Annotated in this window: 23 protein-coding genes; 21 read left to right on the top strand and 2 right to left on the bottom strand. The window is 57.4% G+C overall.

The features are described 5' to 3' along the window. Nucleotide 1: 1 nt before the first annotated feature. The 5 genes from LB523_RS11995 to LB523_RS11975 are packed head-to-tail and all read left to right on the top strand — an operon-like array spanning nt 2 to nt 6,627. A complete protein-coding gene (locus tag LB523_RS11995; RefSeq protein ID WP_224602903.1) occupies nt 2-817 on the top strand; it encodes a phage BR0599 family protein in 816 nt (271 codons plus the stop codon). A gap of 15 nt (nt 818-832) precedes the next feature. Further along, a complete protein-coding gene (locus LB523_RS11990) occupies nt 833-4,582 on the top strand; it encodes a hypothetical protein (protein ID WP_224602902.1) in 3,750 nt (1,249 codons plus the stop codon). Between the two features lie 14 nt (nt 4,583-4,596). Then, a complete protein-coding gene (locus LB523_RS11985; protein WP_224602901.1) occupies nt 4,597-5,010 on the top strand; it encodes a hypothetical protein in 414 nt (137 codons plus the stop codon). A gap of 12 nt (nt 5,011-5,022) precedes the next feature. Further along, nucleotides 5,023-5,295, top strand: a complete 273-nt coding sequence (locus tag LB523_RS11980; protein WP_224602900.1) for a hypothetical protein — start codon at nt 5,023-5,025, stop codon at nt 5,293-5,295. A 3-nt stretch (nt 5,296-5,298) separates the two neighbouring features. Then, complete coding sequence (locus LB523_RS11975; protein WP_224602899.1) at nt 5,299-6,627, top strand: hypothetical protein; 1,329 nt, start codon at nt 5,299-5,301, stop codon at nt 6,625-6,627. A 123-nt stretch (nt 6,628-6,750) separates the two neighbouring features. On the opposite strand, the gene LB523_RS11970 is transcribed toward LB523_RS11975, so the two are convergent. Beyond that, entirely contained in the window at nt 6,751-6,957 is a 207-nt protein-coding gene (locus LB523_RS11970; protein WP_224602898.1) for a Flp family type IVb pilin, read from the bottom strand. A 228-nt stretch (nt 6,958-7,185) separates the two neighbouring features. Then, entirely contained in the window at nt 7,186-7,359 is a 174-nt protein-coding gene (locus LB523_RS11965) for a hypothetical protein (protein WP_224602897.1), read from the bottom strand. 321 nt (nt 7,360-7,680) lie between these two features. On the opposite strand from LB523_RS11965, the gene LB523_RS11960 reads away from it, so the two are divergent. From LB523_RS11960 to LB523_RS11890, 16 genes are all read left to right on the top strand, one after another. Further along, nucleotides 7,681-7,875 (top strand): hypothetical protein, encoded by a 195-nt coding sequence (locus LB523_RS11960; protein WP_224602896.1) that lies wholly within the window; start codon nt 7,681-7,683, stop codon nt 7,873-7,875. Between the two features lie 2 nt (nt 7,876-7,877). Then, nucleotides 7,878-8,495 carry a glycoside hydrolase family protein gene (locus tag LB523_RS11955; protein WP_224602894.1) on the top strand — a complete coding sequence of 206 codons (618 nt, stop codon included), beginning with the start codon at nt 7,878-7,880 and terminating at the stop codon, nt 8,493-8,495. 94 nt (nt 8,496-8,589) lie between these two features. After that, nucleotides 8,590-8,961: a hypothetical protein gene (locus LB523_RS11950; protein WP_224602893.1), complete on the top strand. Its 372-nt coding sequence runs from the start codon at nt 8,590-8,592 to the stop codon at nt 8,959-8,961. After that, complete coding sequence (locus LB523_RS11945) at nt 8,891-9,178, top strand: dehydrogenase (RefSeq protein ID WP_224602892.1); 288 nt, start codon at nt 8,891-8,893, stop codon at nt 9,176-9,178. Before LB523_RS11950 ends, LB523_RS11945 begins: the two co-directional genes overlap by 71 nt. Continuing rightward, the gene (locus tag LB523_RS11940) at nt 9,175-9,459 is read left to right on the top strand and encodes a hypothetical protein (protein ID WP_224602891.1); all 285 of its coding nucleotides are present in this window, start codon (nt 9,175-9,177) and stop codon (nt 9,457-9,459) included. The genes LB523_RS11945 and LB523_RS11940 overlap by 4 nt, the downstream gene beginning before the upstream one ends. Nucleotides 9,460-9,629: 170 nt before the next feature. Further along, nucleotides 9,630-10,463 (top strand): serine protease, encoded by an 834-nt coding sequence (locus LB523_RS11935; protein WP_224602890.1) that lies wholly within the window; start codon nt 9,630-9,632, stop codon nt 10,461-10,463. Beyond that, nucleotides 10,460-10,873: a MotA/TolQ/ExbB proton channel family protein gene (locus LB523_RS11930; RefSeq protein WP_224602889.1), complete on the top strand. Its 414-nt coding sequence runs from the start codon at nt 10,460-10,462 to the stop codon at nt 10,871-10,873. Before LB523_RS11935 ends, LB523_RS11930 begins: the two co-directional genes overlap by 4 nt. After that, nucleotides 10,870-11,034, top strand: coding sequence for a hypothetical protein (locus LB523_RS11925; RefSeq protein ID WP_224602888.1), 165 nt, complete (start codon nt 10,870-10,872; stop codon nt 11,032-11,034). Before LB523_RS11930 ends, LB523_RS11925 begins: the two co-directional genes overlap by 4 nt. Beyond that, complete coding sequence (locus LB523_RS11920; protein WP_224602887.1) at nt 11,016-11,573, top strand: hypothetical protein; 558 nt, start codon at nt 11,016-11,018, stop codon at nt 11,571-11,573. The genes LB523_RS11925 and LB523_RS11920 overlap by 19 nt, the downstream gene beginning before the upstream one ends. Beyond that, nucleotides 11,570-11,704 carry a hypothetical protein gene (locus LB523_RS29265; protein WP_263493061.1) on the top strand — a complete coding sequence of 45 codons (135 nt, stop codon included), beginning with the start codon at nt 11,570-11,572 and terminating at the stop codon, nt 11,702-11,704. The genes LB523_RS11920 and LB523_RS29265 overlap by 4 nt, the downstream gene beginning before the upstream one ends. Before the next feature lie 130 nt (nt 11,705-11,834). Beyond that, complete coding sequence (locus LB523_RS11915) at nt 11,835-12,263, top strand: hypothetical protein (RefSeq protein ID WP_224602886.1); 429 nt, start codon at nt 11,835-11,837, stop codon at nt 12,261-12,263. 1 nt (nt 12,264) lies between these two features. Further along, complete coding sequence (locus LB523_RS11910; protein WP_224602884.1) at nt 12,265-12,477, top strand: hypothetical protein; 213 nt, start codon at nt 12,265-12,267, stop codon at nt 12,475-12,477. Continuing rightward, a complete protein-coding gene (locus LB523_RS11905) occupies nt 12,474-12,626 on the top strand; it encodes a hypothetical protein (protein WP_224602883.1) in 153 nt (50 codons plus the stop codon). Before LB523_RS11910 ends, LB523_RS11905 begins: the two co-directional genes overlap by 4 nt. 12 nt (nt 12,627-12,638) lie before the next feature. Next, nucleotides 12,639-13,178 carry an RNA ligase family protein gene (locus tag LB523_RS11900; protein WP_224602881.1) on the top strand — a complete coding sequence of 180 codons (540 nt, stop codon included), beginning with the start codon at nt 12,639-12,641 and terminating at the stop codon, nt 13,176-13,178. Beyond that, the gene (locus LB523_RS11895) at nt 13,178-13,360 is read left to right on the top strand and encodes a hypothetical protein (RefSeq protein ID WP_224602880.1); all 183 of its coding nucleotides are present in this window, start codon (nt 13,178-13,180) and stop codon (nt 13,358-13,360) included. The genes LB523_RS11900 and LB523_RS11895 overlap by 1 nt, the downstream gene beginning before the upstream one ends. A gap of 3 nt (nt 13,361-13,363) precedes the next feature. Continuing rightward, nucleotides 13,364-14,611 carry a hypothetical protein gene (locus LB523_RS11890; RefSeq protein ID WP_224602879.1) on the top strand — a complete coding sequence of 416 codons (1,248 nt, stop codon included), beginning with the start codon at nt 13,364-13,366 and terminating at the stop codon, nt 14,609-14,611. Nucleotides 14,612-14,962 lie beyond the last annotated feature (351 nt).

Here is a 14,962-nt window from a genome sequence, read left to right as displayed (position 1 = left end):
CATGTCTTACGATACCCCGGAAGCCTCTGTCGATCAGGGGCAGCCGTACTTTTTGTATTTGCTTGACAATGGCGTGTCACCGGTTCGCCTCACATCGGATCCCGTCATCCTTAACCGCATGGGAGAGGATTGGTATCCTTCGCCGATCGCACACGCCGATATTGAGCAGACCGGCAACATCGAAAAGAACTCAGTCGAGCTGACGTTCCCGATTTCGGATACATACGCGAGAACGCTACTCACGCCGGCTGGCGAAGTGACGTCGGTCACAATTTGGCGCGGGCATCATACAGACCTTACGGAAGAACTGCGTGCGGTCTGGAAGGGTCGCGTCGTCGACGCAAAATCGGCGAAACAGAGCATTAAAGTTTCTGTTGAAAGCGTCTTCACATCGATGCGCAGACCGGGGTGCCGTGCGCGCTATCAACGTACCTGTCGGCACGCCCTTTATTTTCCCGGCTGCAATCTCAACATCGATGATTTCTCGACTGCCGCGACGGTCACCGTTGCTAACGGCCTTACGCTAACCATCCCTGCCGCGGCATCCCAGCCCGACGGCTATTATAAGGCCGGCGTCGTCGAGTTTGACGGTCTCTTCGGCTGGATAGGCGACCACACCGGCAGCACGATCACTCTTATTGGCGTTATCGATGGCCTCTCCGACTACGTGACAGCCCACGGCTCCGCCTCGGTATCTATCGCGCCTGGCTGCGATCTCTCCGAAAGCACCTGCGCCAACAAGTTCTCGAATTTCCTGAACTACGGCGGCTTCAAGAACATGTCCGACAACAATCCGTTCTCGCAAAGCATAACGTAACAAGGTTAGGCCGATATGTTCTGGAACATCGTTATCGGCATCTTGTCGTATGCTATCCAGCTTGCGCTCACGCCGAAGCCGCCAAACGCTAAGCCAAAAAGCCTCGAGGACTTTCAGGCGCCAACTGCTGAGGAAGGTCGCGAAATCCCGGTGGTGTTCGGCACATCGGACATCGCCGACCCTAACGTCACCTGGTACGGTGATCTAAAGCGCCAGGCCATCAAGGGCGCGCGCCGTTACGGTCTCTTCGGTCCGCGACAAATTCTCGGCTATAAATATTCGCTCGGCATGCAGATGGGCCTTTGCCACGGTCCTGCCGATAACATCACCTCCGTCCGGGTCGGGGACAAGGTTGCATGGCGCGGAGTCACGACCGGCGGCCGCATCAATATCAACAAGTCAAACCTGTTTGGCGGCGACAAGAGCGAGGGAGGCATAAAGGGCGCTGTCGACCTCAACATGGGCGCGCCGGACCAACTGCAGGACGACTATCTAGTATCGAAGCTTGGCGCTAACATTTCGGCATTCAGGGGTGTTGTTACGGCCGTTTTGCGGCAGGTCTATCTCGGTACCTCGAATTACATCAAGCCGTGGGAGTTCCGGCTTCAGCGCATTCATCTGCGCAGCGATGGCTCTACGCAGTGGTATGACGCCAAGGCCGCGATTCCGGCTCAAGAAATATCGAACGATGATCCCGGTCGGGAAGCCCTGTCCGAAGCGGGGCCAAAGAACATTGACACGAACGGCGACTATGCGGCGAGTGGCGACTCTAGCGGCGTAGTGCGGACATGGCTAATGCCTGACGGCGCCACGCAGGAAATAACCCTGCCCGGCACCAATTTTCACACTTCTGTACACATCACCGACTTTGACGAGCTAGTCGTACGCAGTGGCGGCAATAGTGGAGGAAGTGCGCCTACCTTTCTCGAGTTCCGCGATGTCGCAAATCCTTCGTCTATTATCCAAACGATCGATCTTGATGATCTCGGCGTAAGTGGGCTCAACTTCGGTTTCATCATGTGCGACATCTCCGTCGCGGAAGGCAATTTCGCGCTAGTTGGCGTATTGAACGGAGCCACCAGCAATCCTCCGCTGTGGATATTGTTGGAGCGCGTCACTGTCGGACTGATTGATCAGTGGCAAGTTTCATCCTCTAACGCACGCATCAATTCCGCAGTCGGTGTTTCATTCTCGATGGGCAAGACATATGCCTATCGGGCCATAAACAGCACCAAGAACGTTCTTCGCTTAACGTGGAATGGTGCTTGGTCCGAGACGATCGTTACACTTTCTGACGTCGGCGGAACCGCCATTCGAGTAGCCAGCTACAATGAGGCTACCAATCAGGTCGTGATTGTTGACGACAATGGCGGCATCTACGTCTATAGCGAGGATCTTTCCACACTCGTTAGGTCGTCGCTAGGCAATAGCACCAGACTTGGGAATGACGCTATCTCATCGCGTATGTCGATGGGATCGAGTACGGTGGTCGTCCCGGACACGTCGTCGACCGGCGCTATTACAAGATTCTATTTCATCCCGATCGCCGACCTCGCGATGGACAACTATGTTGACGTCGCGAACTCACAATTCGTCCGTAAAAGCAATGCGATGCTCGGCGTGGCCTACAATGCCAGCAATGGTTATGTGGTGGCCGAGGGGTCTCCGTATCTTGTATTCTGGCAGATAGCCGCGACTGTATTCGACATGAACCCGGCACACATTATCCGGGAATGCCTCACTGACGCGACGTGGGGCATGGGCTACAACGACGCTGACATTGATGACACAAGCTTTACCGCTTGTGCCGATACCTTCTACTCTGAACTGTTCGGGCTTAGCCTTCGTTGGAGCCAAGAGGAAGAGATTCGGGAATTCGTTTCAACGATCCTGAGCCACGTCGATGCTTATCTGTACGTATCGCGCTCGACCGGCAAGTTCGTCCTGAAGGCGATCCGTAACGACTATGACATTGATCTCATCCCGGTGCTGACCGAAGATGATATCGTTGAATGGACCGAGGTGGATCATCGTTCACCGGCGGAAGCGGTAAGCTCCGTACTGGTGAAGTTCTACTATCGCGAAAAGCGCAAGACCGGCGCGCATCTTGTCACCAATCTCGCTCAGGCGATGCAGGCGACAAAGGTGCAACCGGCGACGAAGGAATATCCAGGCATCAATCGAAGCGATCTTGCTATCAAGGTCGCCACGAGGGACGTCATTGCACTTGGGTCTGGCCTGACATCCGGTCGTCTGGTGGCAAAACGCACCATCGAACGCCTCAATCCTGGCGACCCCTTCCGCCTTGTTTCTGACCGCCATCAACTTTCCGGCGAGGTGATGCGCGTCGCCGATCTCAATTTCGGCGACGGCAGGCAAAACAAGATCGGGCTGAAGTTCCTGCCCGACGTCTTCAATCTCGGCGCCGCCGTTCTGGTTGACGACACCGATTCACCGTGGGTGCCGCCGTCCAGTGACCCGCAGGCCGTGAACCCGCGCTTGGTCTGGGAAATGCCATATCGCGAGATGCGGCAGATGGTCGGCGACGCCGATCTTGCCAGCCTGCTTTCCAGCGATACGGGTGCCGGTCTGCTGCAGGTCGCTGGTGTGGCGCCAACGGGCGATGCCGTTAACGCCGACATCGTGGTCGATGCGGGTTCTGGCTATGCCGGCACAGAACAGATGGATTTCGCGCCCGGCGGATTCATATCGGGCGCACTGGCAATCGACGCGACGACAGTCACGATCAATACCGGAAGCGGTGTGGATACGTCGGCAATCGGCCTGCTTGCATCAATTGGTGACGGCTCGCGTTATGGCACAGAAGTCGTGCGGGTCGACGGAGTTTCGGGAACGACGCTGAACATTGCCCGCGGCTGCCTGGATACCGTTCCGCTCGCTCATGCCGATGGTGCGGCGTTCATTCTGTTCGACGATCTTTCGACCAGCGATTTTGAAGCCTACACCGACGGAGACTCCATCAACGTCAAACTGCTCACCAATACTGGACAAGGGCAATTGGTGGGCGCCCCAGTGGACTTCGTGTCGTTCGCAAGTCGCGGCATCCGCCCGCTTAGGCCCGCAAATGTTTCGCTGAATGGCATCTCTTATGGCCTGATCTCATCCGACGGAATTACCGACCTAGCCGCCGAATGGTACGAGCGAAACCGCCTGATCGAACTCGTCCCGGCGCCAGGCTGGGCCGACGCAACAGAGACCCCGGAAACTGGACAAACCACGATCATCGAGGTGCTCGACCCGGTCGGGTCGAGCGTTTTGACGACGCATAGCGGGATCACCGGGCTTTCTTTCGCCGTGCCGGTGGCGTCTTTTGCAGGCAACGCTTCGGGCTGGGTCCAGTTCGGATCCGAGCGCGACGGCTTCAGGGAATACCATCCCTATAAGCTGCAGGTCGTGTTCAATGCGGTCCAAGCCGGCAGTTTCATCCTGGCTGGCAATGCCGCTAATTTGAATCTGGCGTTCCCGCTTCCGGTCTCGACTGGCGTCTTCACTATCACTCGCAACCCGGCCGCCTTGAATGCATCGATGCCGGTAACGGCAGGCGCATTCACGCTCACTGGCACCGCAGCAAGTCTCGGCTTCTCAGCTGGGCTACCAGCCGGCGCCGGCTCCTTCACGCTGACGGGCGTCGCTGTCCTGCTCACCTTCGACACCGGTGAGAAAGACGCCGCGCTTCCCGGCTCAATGGTCAACGGCACCGGCACGCGGCAGGCCGCGCTACCCGGTTCCTTCTTCAATCGATAACGGGGAACGATCTGATGGTCGCCTTCAATAAATTCAATTCCTTCTCGGAGGCGCTCGCCGAGAAGGTCCATAATCTTGGCTCGGATCAGATCGTGGTTGCTCTTACCGCAGCGGCGAACGCGCCTGTAGCTACCAATACTCAGCGCTCGAATTTGACTGAGATAAGTTACACGAATTGCTCCTCTCGCAATGTGACGACGTCAAGTTCGGTGCAGACGTCAGGAACATACAAGCTTGTGCTTGCCGACCTCACGGTGACGGCATCGGGAACTGTAGGCCCATTCAGATATGTCGTTCTCTACAACGATACCGCCACAAACGACGAGTTGATTGGGTACTACGATTATGGGTCCGATCTAACGTTGTCCACAGGCAACAGCTTCACCATCGACTTCGACGGTAGCGGTGGCGCGCTGACCCTTGCTTAAGGAACTATCCACATGAAGACGACCTATCATTTCGATCCTGGCGCGATGCGTACGCGGTTCCAGCATCTTCGCGCCGACCGTGACCGCATCGCCTTATCTGACGTCGAGCCGCTTCGTAAGCAGATGGATGACATCATTGCTAGTATCCGCGAACTTGAAGCCGAGCTAAAGCCGATCGATGCGGCTTACCGGGAGAAGCGGCAAGCACTGGTTCCGATCGATAAGGAGATGGCCATTATATCTCGCGCCTTGAAGGGCGAGACCGCCCCGATCGCAGAGGCATAATCAATGACCCTTCGCTATGTGCGTTCCGGTGCTGGCGGCGCCGCAACTGGCGTTGACTGGGCGAACGCCTATCTGACACTTGCCGCCGCGCTGACGGCTTCCGCGGCAGGCGACACGATCTATGTCTCGGAGGATCACGCCGAGACTCAGGCGACGGCTATGACACTTACGTCGCCGGGTAGCGCTGCCTCGCCAGTACAGGTGATCTGCGTCAATCATTCGGGTTCCGTCCCGCCTGTTTCGGCCGATCTGCGGACCACCGCGACGGTCTCAACCACCGGCGCAAGCCTTATCCGATTCACGGGTGCCGATACCGTGACGGAATACGAGGGTATCGCCTTTTCCGCGGGCTCCGGCAGTTCAGTCGCCAACTTGCACCTGTCAGACAACTCGTCGCGGGCAACGCTCAAATTCAAGAACTGCGCCCTCAAGCTCAACACGACCTCTACGTCGGTGAACATCAACTGCGGTTTTAATAACCAGAATGGGGTGTTCATCGTCCTTGAGAACACAACGATGCAGTTCGGCAGCACTTCGCAGGGCTGCGTCATAGCTGCGACAGTTTTCTGGCGGGATACTGCAAGTGCGCTTGCAGGCGCCACATTCCCCTCGACGCTCTTCAAAGGACTTGCAAGCGGCAATGGGTCACTGGATCTATCTGGAGTCGATCTCAGCGCATTGGCGGGAACAATCTTTGGCGCAGTGAGCAGCGAGACCGGGCAGCGCTATGTCATGCGCGATTGCAAGATAAATGCATCTGCCACGATCTCCGCGACGCCTACCGCCCGAGGCTCAAGTTTCGTCGACTATATACGCGCCGATTCCGGAGGCACCAACTATAAACAAGGGCGCTACCGCTACGAAGGTTCGACCGTCCAAGAGACCACGATTGTCAGGACCGGCGGAGCCACCGATGGCACGACGCCGCTTTCGTGGAAGATCGTCACAACAGCCAATTCTAGTCGGCACTTCCCATATGAAAGCGCTGTAATTGCCATCTGGAATGATACCACTGGTGCATCGGTAACTGCCACCATCGAGGGCATCTGGGGTGGTGGCGCCGTGCCAAACAATGATGACATCTGGATCGCGGTCGAATATCTCGGCAGCTCATCCTCGCCGCAGTCGTCATTCGCAAGAACATCGCCGGCCGATACGCTGGCCGCGGGGGGCGCGATTGCCTCGAGCACGGCGACTTGGGGCGGGTCAACGACGGCTTTCAAGATGGCCGCGACCTTTACGCCACAGCAAAAGGGTTGGATTTTCGTGATCGTCAAGGCCGCGAAGGCGTCGTCGACCTTCTATATCGATCCAAAGATTACGCTTTCATGAGAAAAGGGGCCGGCGCGGTTAAGCGCCGACCCCCTCCGCCGATAGTCTGGCCAGGGGTAACCTCTCAAAGTCTGCCCCAACCATCTATCGAATGCGCGCTGGTTCAGGGCGCGCAAACAGCTATCAGCAGGTCACGTTCGTGGCGTTCTGCGTGTCAGTCTGCAAATTAGTGCAGAGTGTGCTCCACGCATTGGTGACATAGATGCCGACAGAGATGATGAACGTGATGACTGCAGCAGTGATGATGCCGATGAGGATCGAATATTCGACCATGGCGGCACCGGACTCTTCGTCACGGAACGACTTCGCGATGTTGATAAGCTTCTTCATGTGAATAATTCCCCTGTTTACCCAATACCCGGACAGAGGTGCTCCTGAAAGATAGCTCATCCCCCGGTCCCGAACACAATCCTGTTCCCGGTATGCGGTTGGAGTCAAAGGAAAATTAGCAATTCATTAACTGTGATTGCGCGTCGCTCGGCAGCTTAGCGAAAACAAGTTGTTGAAATTGCTATACTTTGACGCGATTTAACCATGTCGCAATGTGTGTCGCTGTCGTCAATGAGAGAGCATAACCAGATATATAGCTGCGCAAACAATAACGCCCAGCGCAATTCCGTAAAGCAGATACGGCACAGCGCGCGGCTGGACTGATATGGCGGCGGAAAGACCGTCGATCGTGGCGGTAATCTTGTCGTCAGATGAAAATGAATGTAAGGAATTGGTAGCCATTTCGACCTCCTGTAAGGTTGGCTTGGTTAGGGTGTTCGTAGCGCTGCAACGCTGCGGACACCCGCTTAATGCACAGCGCTTATAGCGCACTGCGCACAACACATCAATCACATTTTTCATAACGGTGCGCCATGACATGGCTCCGCTTATCGCGCTTGTTGAATCGCCTAACGGGCGGCAACAAGCGCCAGACCCTATGCGCACGCATAGCAGCAAGCCGCAGCACTAACTGCCTGTTCTGTCGTCTAATGGAGTGGGTTGAGCCTAACCATTGCGCCATTGAGCTTAAGCGGTGGCGGGCGGCATAACGAAAGACCAACGATGAGACTTATTGACGACGTCGAGCGGGTGCTTAAGCGCGCCTGGTCGCTGCGACTTATCGAGTTGGCGGCGGCAACAGACATCATTATCAACTTTGTGCCGGCCGTAGCCGACTACATGCCATGGTGGCTGACGCTTGTGCTGCTAGGTGGCGCATGGGCGGCGCGCCTACTCTGGCAACCCAACAAGGACTAAAGATGCCCATCAACAAAATCCTGCCGTCGAGGCGGGCTAAGGCGGCTATTGCGGCCGTTGTGGCCGCAGCTGCAGCGGGCGGCTGGCATGCCCTAAGCGATACGTCGCCGACCGTCCTGCCGCCTGCCGTTATCCTGGCGACCGACAAGCTCATCCTGCCATGGGAAGGCATGGTGCTGTATTCTCATTGGGATCGGTTCGCCAAAATCTACGACATCTGCGCCGGCATCACACGCATCAACGGCAAGCCGGTCGGACCAAACATGAGCTTCACGCGCGCCGAATGCGAGCAGATGACGCGCGAGCAGATTTACCACGACTATTATTTGCCCTTGGTTCGCGAGGTTCCTGGCTACACCAACTTCCCGGTTAGTGTGCAGGCGGCGATGCTGTCTGGCGCCTACAACTTCGGTGTCGGATCGATCAAATCGCACAAGGGTATGGCAGGCTCTACGGCGACCCGCTGGCATATGGCCGGAAAATACCGAAAGGGCTGCGAAGCCCAAACTAATTTCAACAAGGTTGGCATTGTTGTTGTGGATGGACTCGTGAAGCGCCGCGAGATGGGCGACGCGCAGCGCATCGGTGAGGCGGAACTATGCGTTTCGGGTCTCCAATGATGTTGTTTGGCTATGCTTGCCTCTTGGTCGGCGGGGCGCTCGGTGCCGCTGTCTGCATCAAGGTCATAAGCGGCTACATTAAGGGGATGCCAAGATGAACCTCGACACGCTCACAGGCGGCTACGCATCGTTGATTAAGTACGGGCTGCTCGCAGCAATCATCGTCGGCGCATTCGGCTACACCTACCACCTCGGCAGCGCTCACAGCGCCGCTGTGTGGTCAGCCAAATACGAAAAGCGCGAGGCCGAGATTGCCAAGGCGACTGCGACGGAGATTAGCCGTCAGGCGCAAGCCAATGCGCAGGCTAAGGCTGCAGAGCAAGCGCGCATCGCGCAACTCGAGGCCGCAAACCAAGCACTTGAACAGCTTATCAAGGAAAAGTCAGATGAGGCGGATGCCGACCCTGATCGCGATCGGCCTGCTTTGTCTAGCAGTGCAGGGATGCGTATCGACGCGATTCATTAGCCAGCCGCCAGCCCTGTCGGATCCTGACCGCACGCTGGTGGCGGAGTGCCTTGGACCTGTGCGCTTGCCGAAAGGTGCGCTGACGCAGCGCCATGTCGAGCGGCTTTGGATCATGGACCGGAAGGCGCTGATCGAATGCGGACGCCGACACAAGGCACTGCGCGATTTCTATGCGGAGCGGGACGCGGCGCTGCGCGGTGCGGGAGTCGCGAAGTGAGCGGGCCGATAACATGGGACCAGATTGTCGGTCTGGCAACGCTAGCCGGCTCCTTGGGCGGCCTGTGGTGGTTCCTGCAACGGCAGATCACGGCAGGCGTCAAGGCGCTGGACGAGTACAAGTTGCACGTTTCCGAAAAATACATTCGCGCCGAAAATCTTCAGAAGCTCGAGGAAAGGCTTTTGGCGAGCGAGGCGCGAATGATTGCCTCCATTGAAGGTCTCGGCGACCGCATCGACCGCTTGGTCGACCGCATGCCCGCAACAAAGCGCGCCGTCTAGGCACGCACCATTTCACGCCCGCTAGCCGCAAGGTTAGCGGGCTTTTTTGCGTTTCAGAACAAGGCATAGGCGGTTTCGCATATTTTGCTTGACTACAAAGGCGAAAACGCCTAAAGTGCTAGACACGATACAGAATCGCAAACCCCTACGACAACCGGAGACCGAAGCCAATGCGCCGCATGCTTGCCGCAACCCTTTTGCTTGCCTGCACATTGCTGGTGCCGAGTACGTCTTTCGGCCAGTCGAAAGAGGTTGTCGACCTAAACGCGCAGATCATCGCCCCAACCGTACAGGTGGTTGCCGGTCCAGGCGAGGGGTCTGGAACCGTTATCTTCTCGCATGCGCTAAAGCGCAGTCCAGATGGTGTCAGCACGCTTGTGCTGACGAACTTCCATGTAATTTCTGGATCCATCGAGATCGACGCTCAGTCCGGCTCCATCAAGCAGATGGATAAAATCAAGGTCCGGTCGTTCAACTATGTTGACACGAGCGAGTTTGTGTCCGCCACGGAAACGGACGCGATTGTCATTGCCGCGGACAAAGACAGAGACCTTGCTGTGCTTCAGTTGGTTGAGCGGAGGCTAACGCTTCCGGTGGCCAGAATGCCTGCGCCGGGGTCGCGCCTTGACCAAGGCGAAGAGGTCATTGCTTGCGGTGCCGCGCTTGGAAACACACCATTCCTTTCACCCACCGGGCGCATGGGTCCTTTTTCGCAAGTGTTCAGCGACGGCCAGTATTTTACGCTGGCAACCACGTCAATCGCGTTTGGAAATAGCGGTGGCGGCCTTTACCGCAAGGCGTCTGACGGTGTTTGGGAGTTCGTCGGCGTACCGTCTGAAATACCAGTGGCCAAAGGTCCGGTTTGGCACATGGGAATGATAATCACGTTCCCGTCTGTCTACGCATTTCTTGCCGCCAACCACATGGAATTTGTTTTCGACAAGGCGGCCCGCGACGCGATCGTTGCTGTTGCCGACTCCAACAAGGGTACGGTGATGAAATGACCCTCACCAAGCGCCTCTTCATCGTCAACTTCGCTGGCGCCTGCATAGCCGCATGGGCTTGGTGGCTGGGGTATGTTGGCTTTGTGTACAGCCATGACATCAGCCGCATCAGCTACGTCATAACGGCTCTTTTTGCGGCGAGCATCGCGGCAATCTTTGCTGGCCGCACGGCGCACATTGAGCGCTCTGAGGTGTGGCTGGTTACGCTCGGCCTTATAGGCAACGTGATTGGCTTCATCATCGCGCTGCAGCACATCGACACAGGCTCGCTCGGTAGCGCCGAGGGCGTCCAGAAAGTCGCGGCAAGCCTGCTTGCTGGTATGGGCGTGGCGTTCTGCTCAACGCTTGTTGGCGCAGTTGCGGCGCTCTGGATTAGTGTCAACGGGTGGGTTGTTGGGGCGGCCAAATGACCATCTGGCAGATAATCTCTTTCGGTGTCGCCAACCTCCTTGGCTCAAGCATTGGGAACATCTACAGCGGCTATAGCACAGATCACAACGGTGCAGCGTTCGGCGGCGGATTCAGCATGCTGTTTACGCTGGCAGTTATGGCGTGGGTGTCGACAAAATGACGCCAATCCTAGTGCGCGACTTGCTTATGAATATGCTGCTAGGGCTAACCGCGCTCGTGGTGCTTGTCCTGGCGCAGATCAACCCACCGGCAAAGGACAATCCCGACACTCTACCGCCGCCAGGTTCGCTGGCTATGGTGGCCGCCTGGCCTGAAGGCAACATAGATGTCGATCTGTGGGTCAAGTCGCCCGACGACAATTTGCCCGTTGGCTACAGTCGAAAAGACGGCACGGTCTGCAGCCTGTTGCGCGACGACCTTGGCGTTACGAACGACGGCAGCCCACTTAATGCGGAAACGACGTTCTGCCGCGCACTGCCTGCCGGTGAATACATAATTGATATTCACGGTTATTCAGTACCCGCCGACTCCATCGCAGTCCATGTCGAGGTGGCGCTTAACGGTAGGCTGCTGGTGTCGCGTAATATGGACCTAAAGCCAAAGCAGGAGCGCACCGTTGTGCGGTTCACGCTGGACGCGGCTGGCAACGTGACGAGCAGCAATGAGGTATTTGCGCCGCTGAGGAGTGCGGGGAAATGACCATTCAAGAAGTCGCTACAGGCATGGGCGATGCTTATTGGTTCGCAGCAATGTTTATGTTGTTCCTTCTTGCCGCGATCTCCTTTAGCGCAATTGGTATTTGGTGGCTTGGTCCAGAGGAAGACTTGTGATGTGGGATTGGCTTGCGCATCCATACTGCTACGAAGCTACGTTGGCCATTCGTAACGGAGACATCCTGGCCAGCATGACTGCTTGCGCTGCAGTCGGATTTGGCTTCGGCTTTCTGACAGGTACGCTGAAATGGCTATAACCATCGCCTCCACCTGGCTCGCCCTAGCGCTACTGCTGTGCACCTACGCATGGTTCGCCTACCGCACGCCTTACGTGCTGCCTGCGCTTGCCGCAGCGACGGCTCTATGCATGTACACGGCAACAGGCACGCCACGGCTTACGGCACCGCCTGCGGGACATTATCAAGTCCTTGGTGCCGACATCGTGGTCGATCAGTACATCGACGCGATGCTTAAGCCGGAAGTCGGCGAGGCCATGACGTACCGCCTGCCGTACAGCGCAAGCCAGGCCAACGCTCTGCAGGCAGCCAAGGACGGCGGCAATGGCATTGGCGCGACGGTCGGCACCGACGGTGGCGTTGCTTATGACGGGGATCCGCCTGTTTCGGATACGGAACAGAAGCAGGCCGAGCAGCCGCAACTGAACGTTGGAGGGTGAGATGGAGTACGTGAAGGCGGAGTTCGTTCCGGATTACGATGATTCACTCACGGCGGGCAAAGCTTATCAGTTCGTCAGGCATGAGGATGACAGCCGGCCGAGCGGCTTTATCTCCAATGATTACGGCATGCGGTGCTTTATCCTGCTTAGCGGTTGCGCGCATCTAGATGGCCTAGACTGGACGCTCTGCGACAAATTCGGCGGGCCGGCATGAACATCCTCCTATCGCTCTACATAACCGCATTCTGCGCCTGGCTGGCTTGGAAATCACATTACGCCTTTGCGCAAGGCTGGTGGCTCATTGGCGGCGCACTAGCCGTCTTCACGGCTGGCCTGCTCGCGCTGGCTTGGCTGCCCATCTGAAAGGAGATTGCTATGGACGAATTCATTCCATTTCCAAAGATACCCCGGCTCAAGCGCGGCTGCGTCATCACCGAAAAGATCGACGGCACGAACGCTCAGGTCGTCGTTGGTGAAGACGGCTCGGTGCGCGCCGGTAGCCGCAACAGATGGATTACGCCAGAGAACGATAACTTTGGCTTTGCGCGGTGGGTGGCTGAACACGCGGACGGACTTCGCGAACTCGGTCCCGGCCGGCACTTCGGAGAATGGTGGGGCCTTGGCATTCAGCGCGGATACGGCTTGCACGAGCGGCGCTTCAGTCTGTTCAATGCGGGCAGATGGTCAAACGAGCGGCCGGCATGCTGCCACGTCGTGCCTGTGCTCTATGCCGGTGATTTTTCGACGGATGCTGTCGACGCGACGCTAGCCGCGCTCAAGGAAAGCGGCAGCCGTGCAGCGCCGGGCTTCTACAAGCCTGAAGGCATCATCGTCTACATGACGGCAGCGCGCCACACCTACAAGGTTCTGGCCGAGAACGACAACGAGCCGAAAGGCGAGAGGGAGGTTGCGTGATGGACGGTTGGATTGAGTGGAACGGCGGCAAGCGGCCGACTGAACACGAGGTGGAAGTTCGGCTCCGCGATGGCATTCGCAGCAAAAACCAGTCGCGTTGCTACGACTGGCGGCATCTTGGCGTGGATGTTGTTGATGGCGACTCCGATATCATCGCCTACCGCATCGTTTCTGGAGAATAACCATTGCCAGCACAGCCCATCACAGACGAAGCAATCGCCGCCACAGTCGCGGCCCGCCAGGCCACCAGCAGCAACGTCGACGCAGCCAAGGCGCTCGGCGTCGACGAAAAGACCGTGCGCCGTCACATGACGCTTGCGGCGGAGCGGGGGCTGCTTTCGCTGGATCCGGTCATGCCAGGCTTTGCCATCAGCTCTGTTGCATCAAAGGTCGACGGCAAGTGGGTCAAGCAGAAGAAGGCAGCAGGCGACGTCCACGAGATACCGGAAGGACATAGCGTCAAGGGCGAGTCAGCTCTGGTCGATGCCGAAGGGCGCGTAATCCAAAAGTGGGTGAAAACGCGAAACGAGTACAGCGCAGCCGACATAGCAGCGATACTTCAGGCAGCCTTTAAGGATTACGTTTCGCCGTCGTCGCCTATCGCTGCGCCGCAGGGTACGCAGGACGACTTGCTGACGCTTATTCCGTGCAACGACTGGCATATCAACCTTTTGACGTGGGCGCGCGAGACGGGAATCAATTGGGATCTCGATATCGCAGAAGTCGTCATCGGTCGCGGCATCGATGATGCCATTGACCGTAGCCCGCCGGCCGGGACTGGAATCGTTCTTGGTGGCGGAGACCTCCTGCACGCCGACACAAACGAAGCTCGCACCTCGCGGTCCAACAATGTTCTCGATACAGACGGGCGGCACCAGAAGGGCCTTGAGGTTGCTGGCCGCCTGATGGTTCGCACGATCGATGCAGCGCTACGGAAGAATGGCCGTGTGATTGTCCGCGTCCTGCAGGGCAATCACGACGAGCAGACGTCTGTTGCGATCGGATATTTCCTGCTTGCTTGGTATCGAAGCGAGCCGCGCGTCTTTGTCGATGTCGATGCGTCGCTGTTTTTCTGGCATCGGTTCGGCAAGGTGATGCTCGGCGCTACCCACGGGCATACCGTCAAGCTCAAAGATATGGCGTCGATCATGGCGCATCGGCGAGCAGAGGATTGGGGCGCCACAAAGTTCCGCTACGTTCACGGTTTCCATATTCACCATCAGTCTAAGTACGCCACAGAGGGCGGCGGTGTGATCATGGAATCGCATCAGGCACCAATCCCGCAAGACGCCTGGCATTTCGGTGCAGGCTTCCTGTCAGGGCGCTCCGTGCAGACGATTACCTACCATCGCGACTTCGGCGAGGTCTCGCGCGTTCGCGTGGCGATGCTCGATGCTGCGAATGACAATCAGCCGATGAAGGTAGCCGCGTGAGTCGTCCTACAAGCACGTGTTCAGTAGAAGGCTGCGAAAATCCAGTGGGGCGAACTGGTGGTCAGGGATTGTGTTGTAAGCACTACAAGCGAAAGCGGGCTCATGGTGACCCATTAGCAGGTGGCACCAGTAAGGGGGACGTGAAGCGGTTTCTTGATTGGGCGGCGGCACAGCGCCGTGATGAATGCATCATTTTCCCATTTTACAGGAACGAAGCTGGATACGGATGGTTCAAGCCGCCCGGACAAAAACAATCGATTGGCGCGCATGTGTACGTTGCTGAGTTGGTGCATGGGGCAAAGCCAACTCCAAAACATGAGTCCTGTCATGAGTGCGGAAATGGACATCTTG

Origin of the sequence: Mesorhizobium sp. ESP-6-4, from assembly GCF_020164735.1 — a bacterium.
Classification (GTDB): Bacteria; Pseudomonadota; Alphaproteobacteria; order Rhizobiales; family Rhizobiaceae; genus Mesorhizobium.
The sequence above is the reverse complement of the archived record's forward strand: the minus strand, read 5'-3'. Positions and strand labels throughout refer to the sequence as shown.

Excerpts from the sequence above, each read along its gene's own strand:
- LB523_RS11995 (WP_224602903.1), top strand. The coding sequence starts at position 2 with ATGTCTTACGATACCCCGGAAGCCTCTGTCGATCAGGGGCAGCCGTAC.
- LB523_RS11990 (WP_224602902.1), top strand. The coding sequence starts at position 833 with ATGTTCTGGAACATCGTTATCGGCATCTTGTCGTATGCTATCCAGCTT.
- LB523_RS11985 (WP_224602901.1), top strand. The coding sequence starts at position 4,597 with ATGGTCGCCTTCAATAAATTCAATTCCTTCTCGGAGGCGCTCGCCGAG.
- LB523_RS11980 (WP_224602900.1), top strand. The coding sequence starts at position 5,023 with ATGAAGACGACCTATCATTTCGATCCTGGCGCGATGCGTACGCGGTTC.
- LB523_RS11975 (WP_224602899.1), top strand. The coding sequence starts at position 5,299 with ATGACCCTTCGCTATGTGCGTTCCGGTGCTGGCGGCGCCGCAACTGGC.
- LB523_RS11970 (WP_224602898.1), bottom strand. The coding sequence starts at position 6,957 with ATGAAGAAGCTTATCAACATCGCGAAGTCGTTCCGTGACGAAGAGTCC.
- LB523_RS11965 (WP_224602897.1), bottom strand. The coding sequence starts at position 7,359 with ATGGCTACCAATTCCTTACATTCATTTTCATCTGACGACAAGATTACC.
- LB523_RS11960 (WP_224602896.1), top strand. The coding sequence starts at position 7,681 with ATGAGACTTATTGACGACGTCGAGCGGGTGCTTAAGCGCGCCTGGTCG.
- LB523_RS11955 (WP_224602894.1), top strand. The coding sequence starts at position 7,878 with ATGCCCATCAACAAAATCCTGCCGTCGAGGCGGGCTAAGGCGGCTATT.
- LB523_RS11950 (WP_224602893.1), top strand. The coding sequence starts at position 8,590 with ATGAACCTCGACACGCTCACAGGCGGCTACGCATCGTTGATTAAGTAC.
- LB523_RS11945 (WP_224602892.1), top strand. The coding sequence starts at position 8,891 with ATGCCGACCCTGATCGCGATCGGCCTGCTTTGTCTAGCAGTGCAGGGA.
- LB523_RS11935 (WP_224602890.1), top strand. The coding sequence starts at position 9,630 with ATGCGCCGCATGCTTGCCGCAACCCTTTTGCTTGCCTGCACATTGCTG.
- LB523_RS11930 (WP_224602889.1), top strand. The coding sequence starts at position 10,460 with ATGACCCTCACCAAGCGCCTCTTCATCGTCAACTTCGCTGGCGCCTGC.
- LB523_RS11925 (WP_224602888.1), top strand. The coding sequence starts at position 10,870 with ATGACCATCTGGCAGATAATCTCTTTCGGTGTCGCCAACCTCCTTGGC.
- LB523_RS29265 (WP_263493061.1), top strand. The coding sequence starts at position 11,570 with ATGACCATTCAAGAAGTCGCTACAGGCATGGGCGATGCTTATTGGTTC.
- LB523_RS11915 (WP_224602886.1), top strand. The coding sequence starts at position 11,835 with ATGGCTATAACCATCGCCTCCACCTGGCTCGCCCTAGCGCTACTGCTG.
- LB523_RS11910 (WP_224602884.1), top strand. The coding sequence starts at position 12,265 with ATGGAGTACGTGAAGGCGGAGTTCGTTCCGGATTACGATGATTCACTC.
- LB523_RS11905 (WP_224602883.1), top strand. The coding sequence starts at position 12,474 with ATGAACATCCTCCTATCGCTCTACATAACCGCATTCTGCGCCTGGCTG.
- LB523_RS11900 (WP_224602881.1), top strand. The coding sequence starts at position 12,639 with ATGGACGAATTCATTCCATTTCCAAAGATACCCCGGCTCAAGCGCGGC.
- LB523_RS11895 (WP_224602880.1), top strand. The coding sequence starts at position 13,178 with ATGGACGGTTGGATTGAGTGGAACGGCGGCAAGCGGCCGACTGAACAC.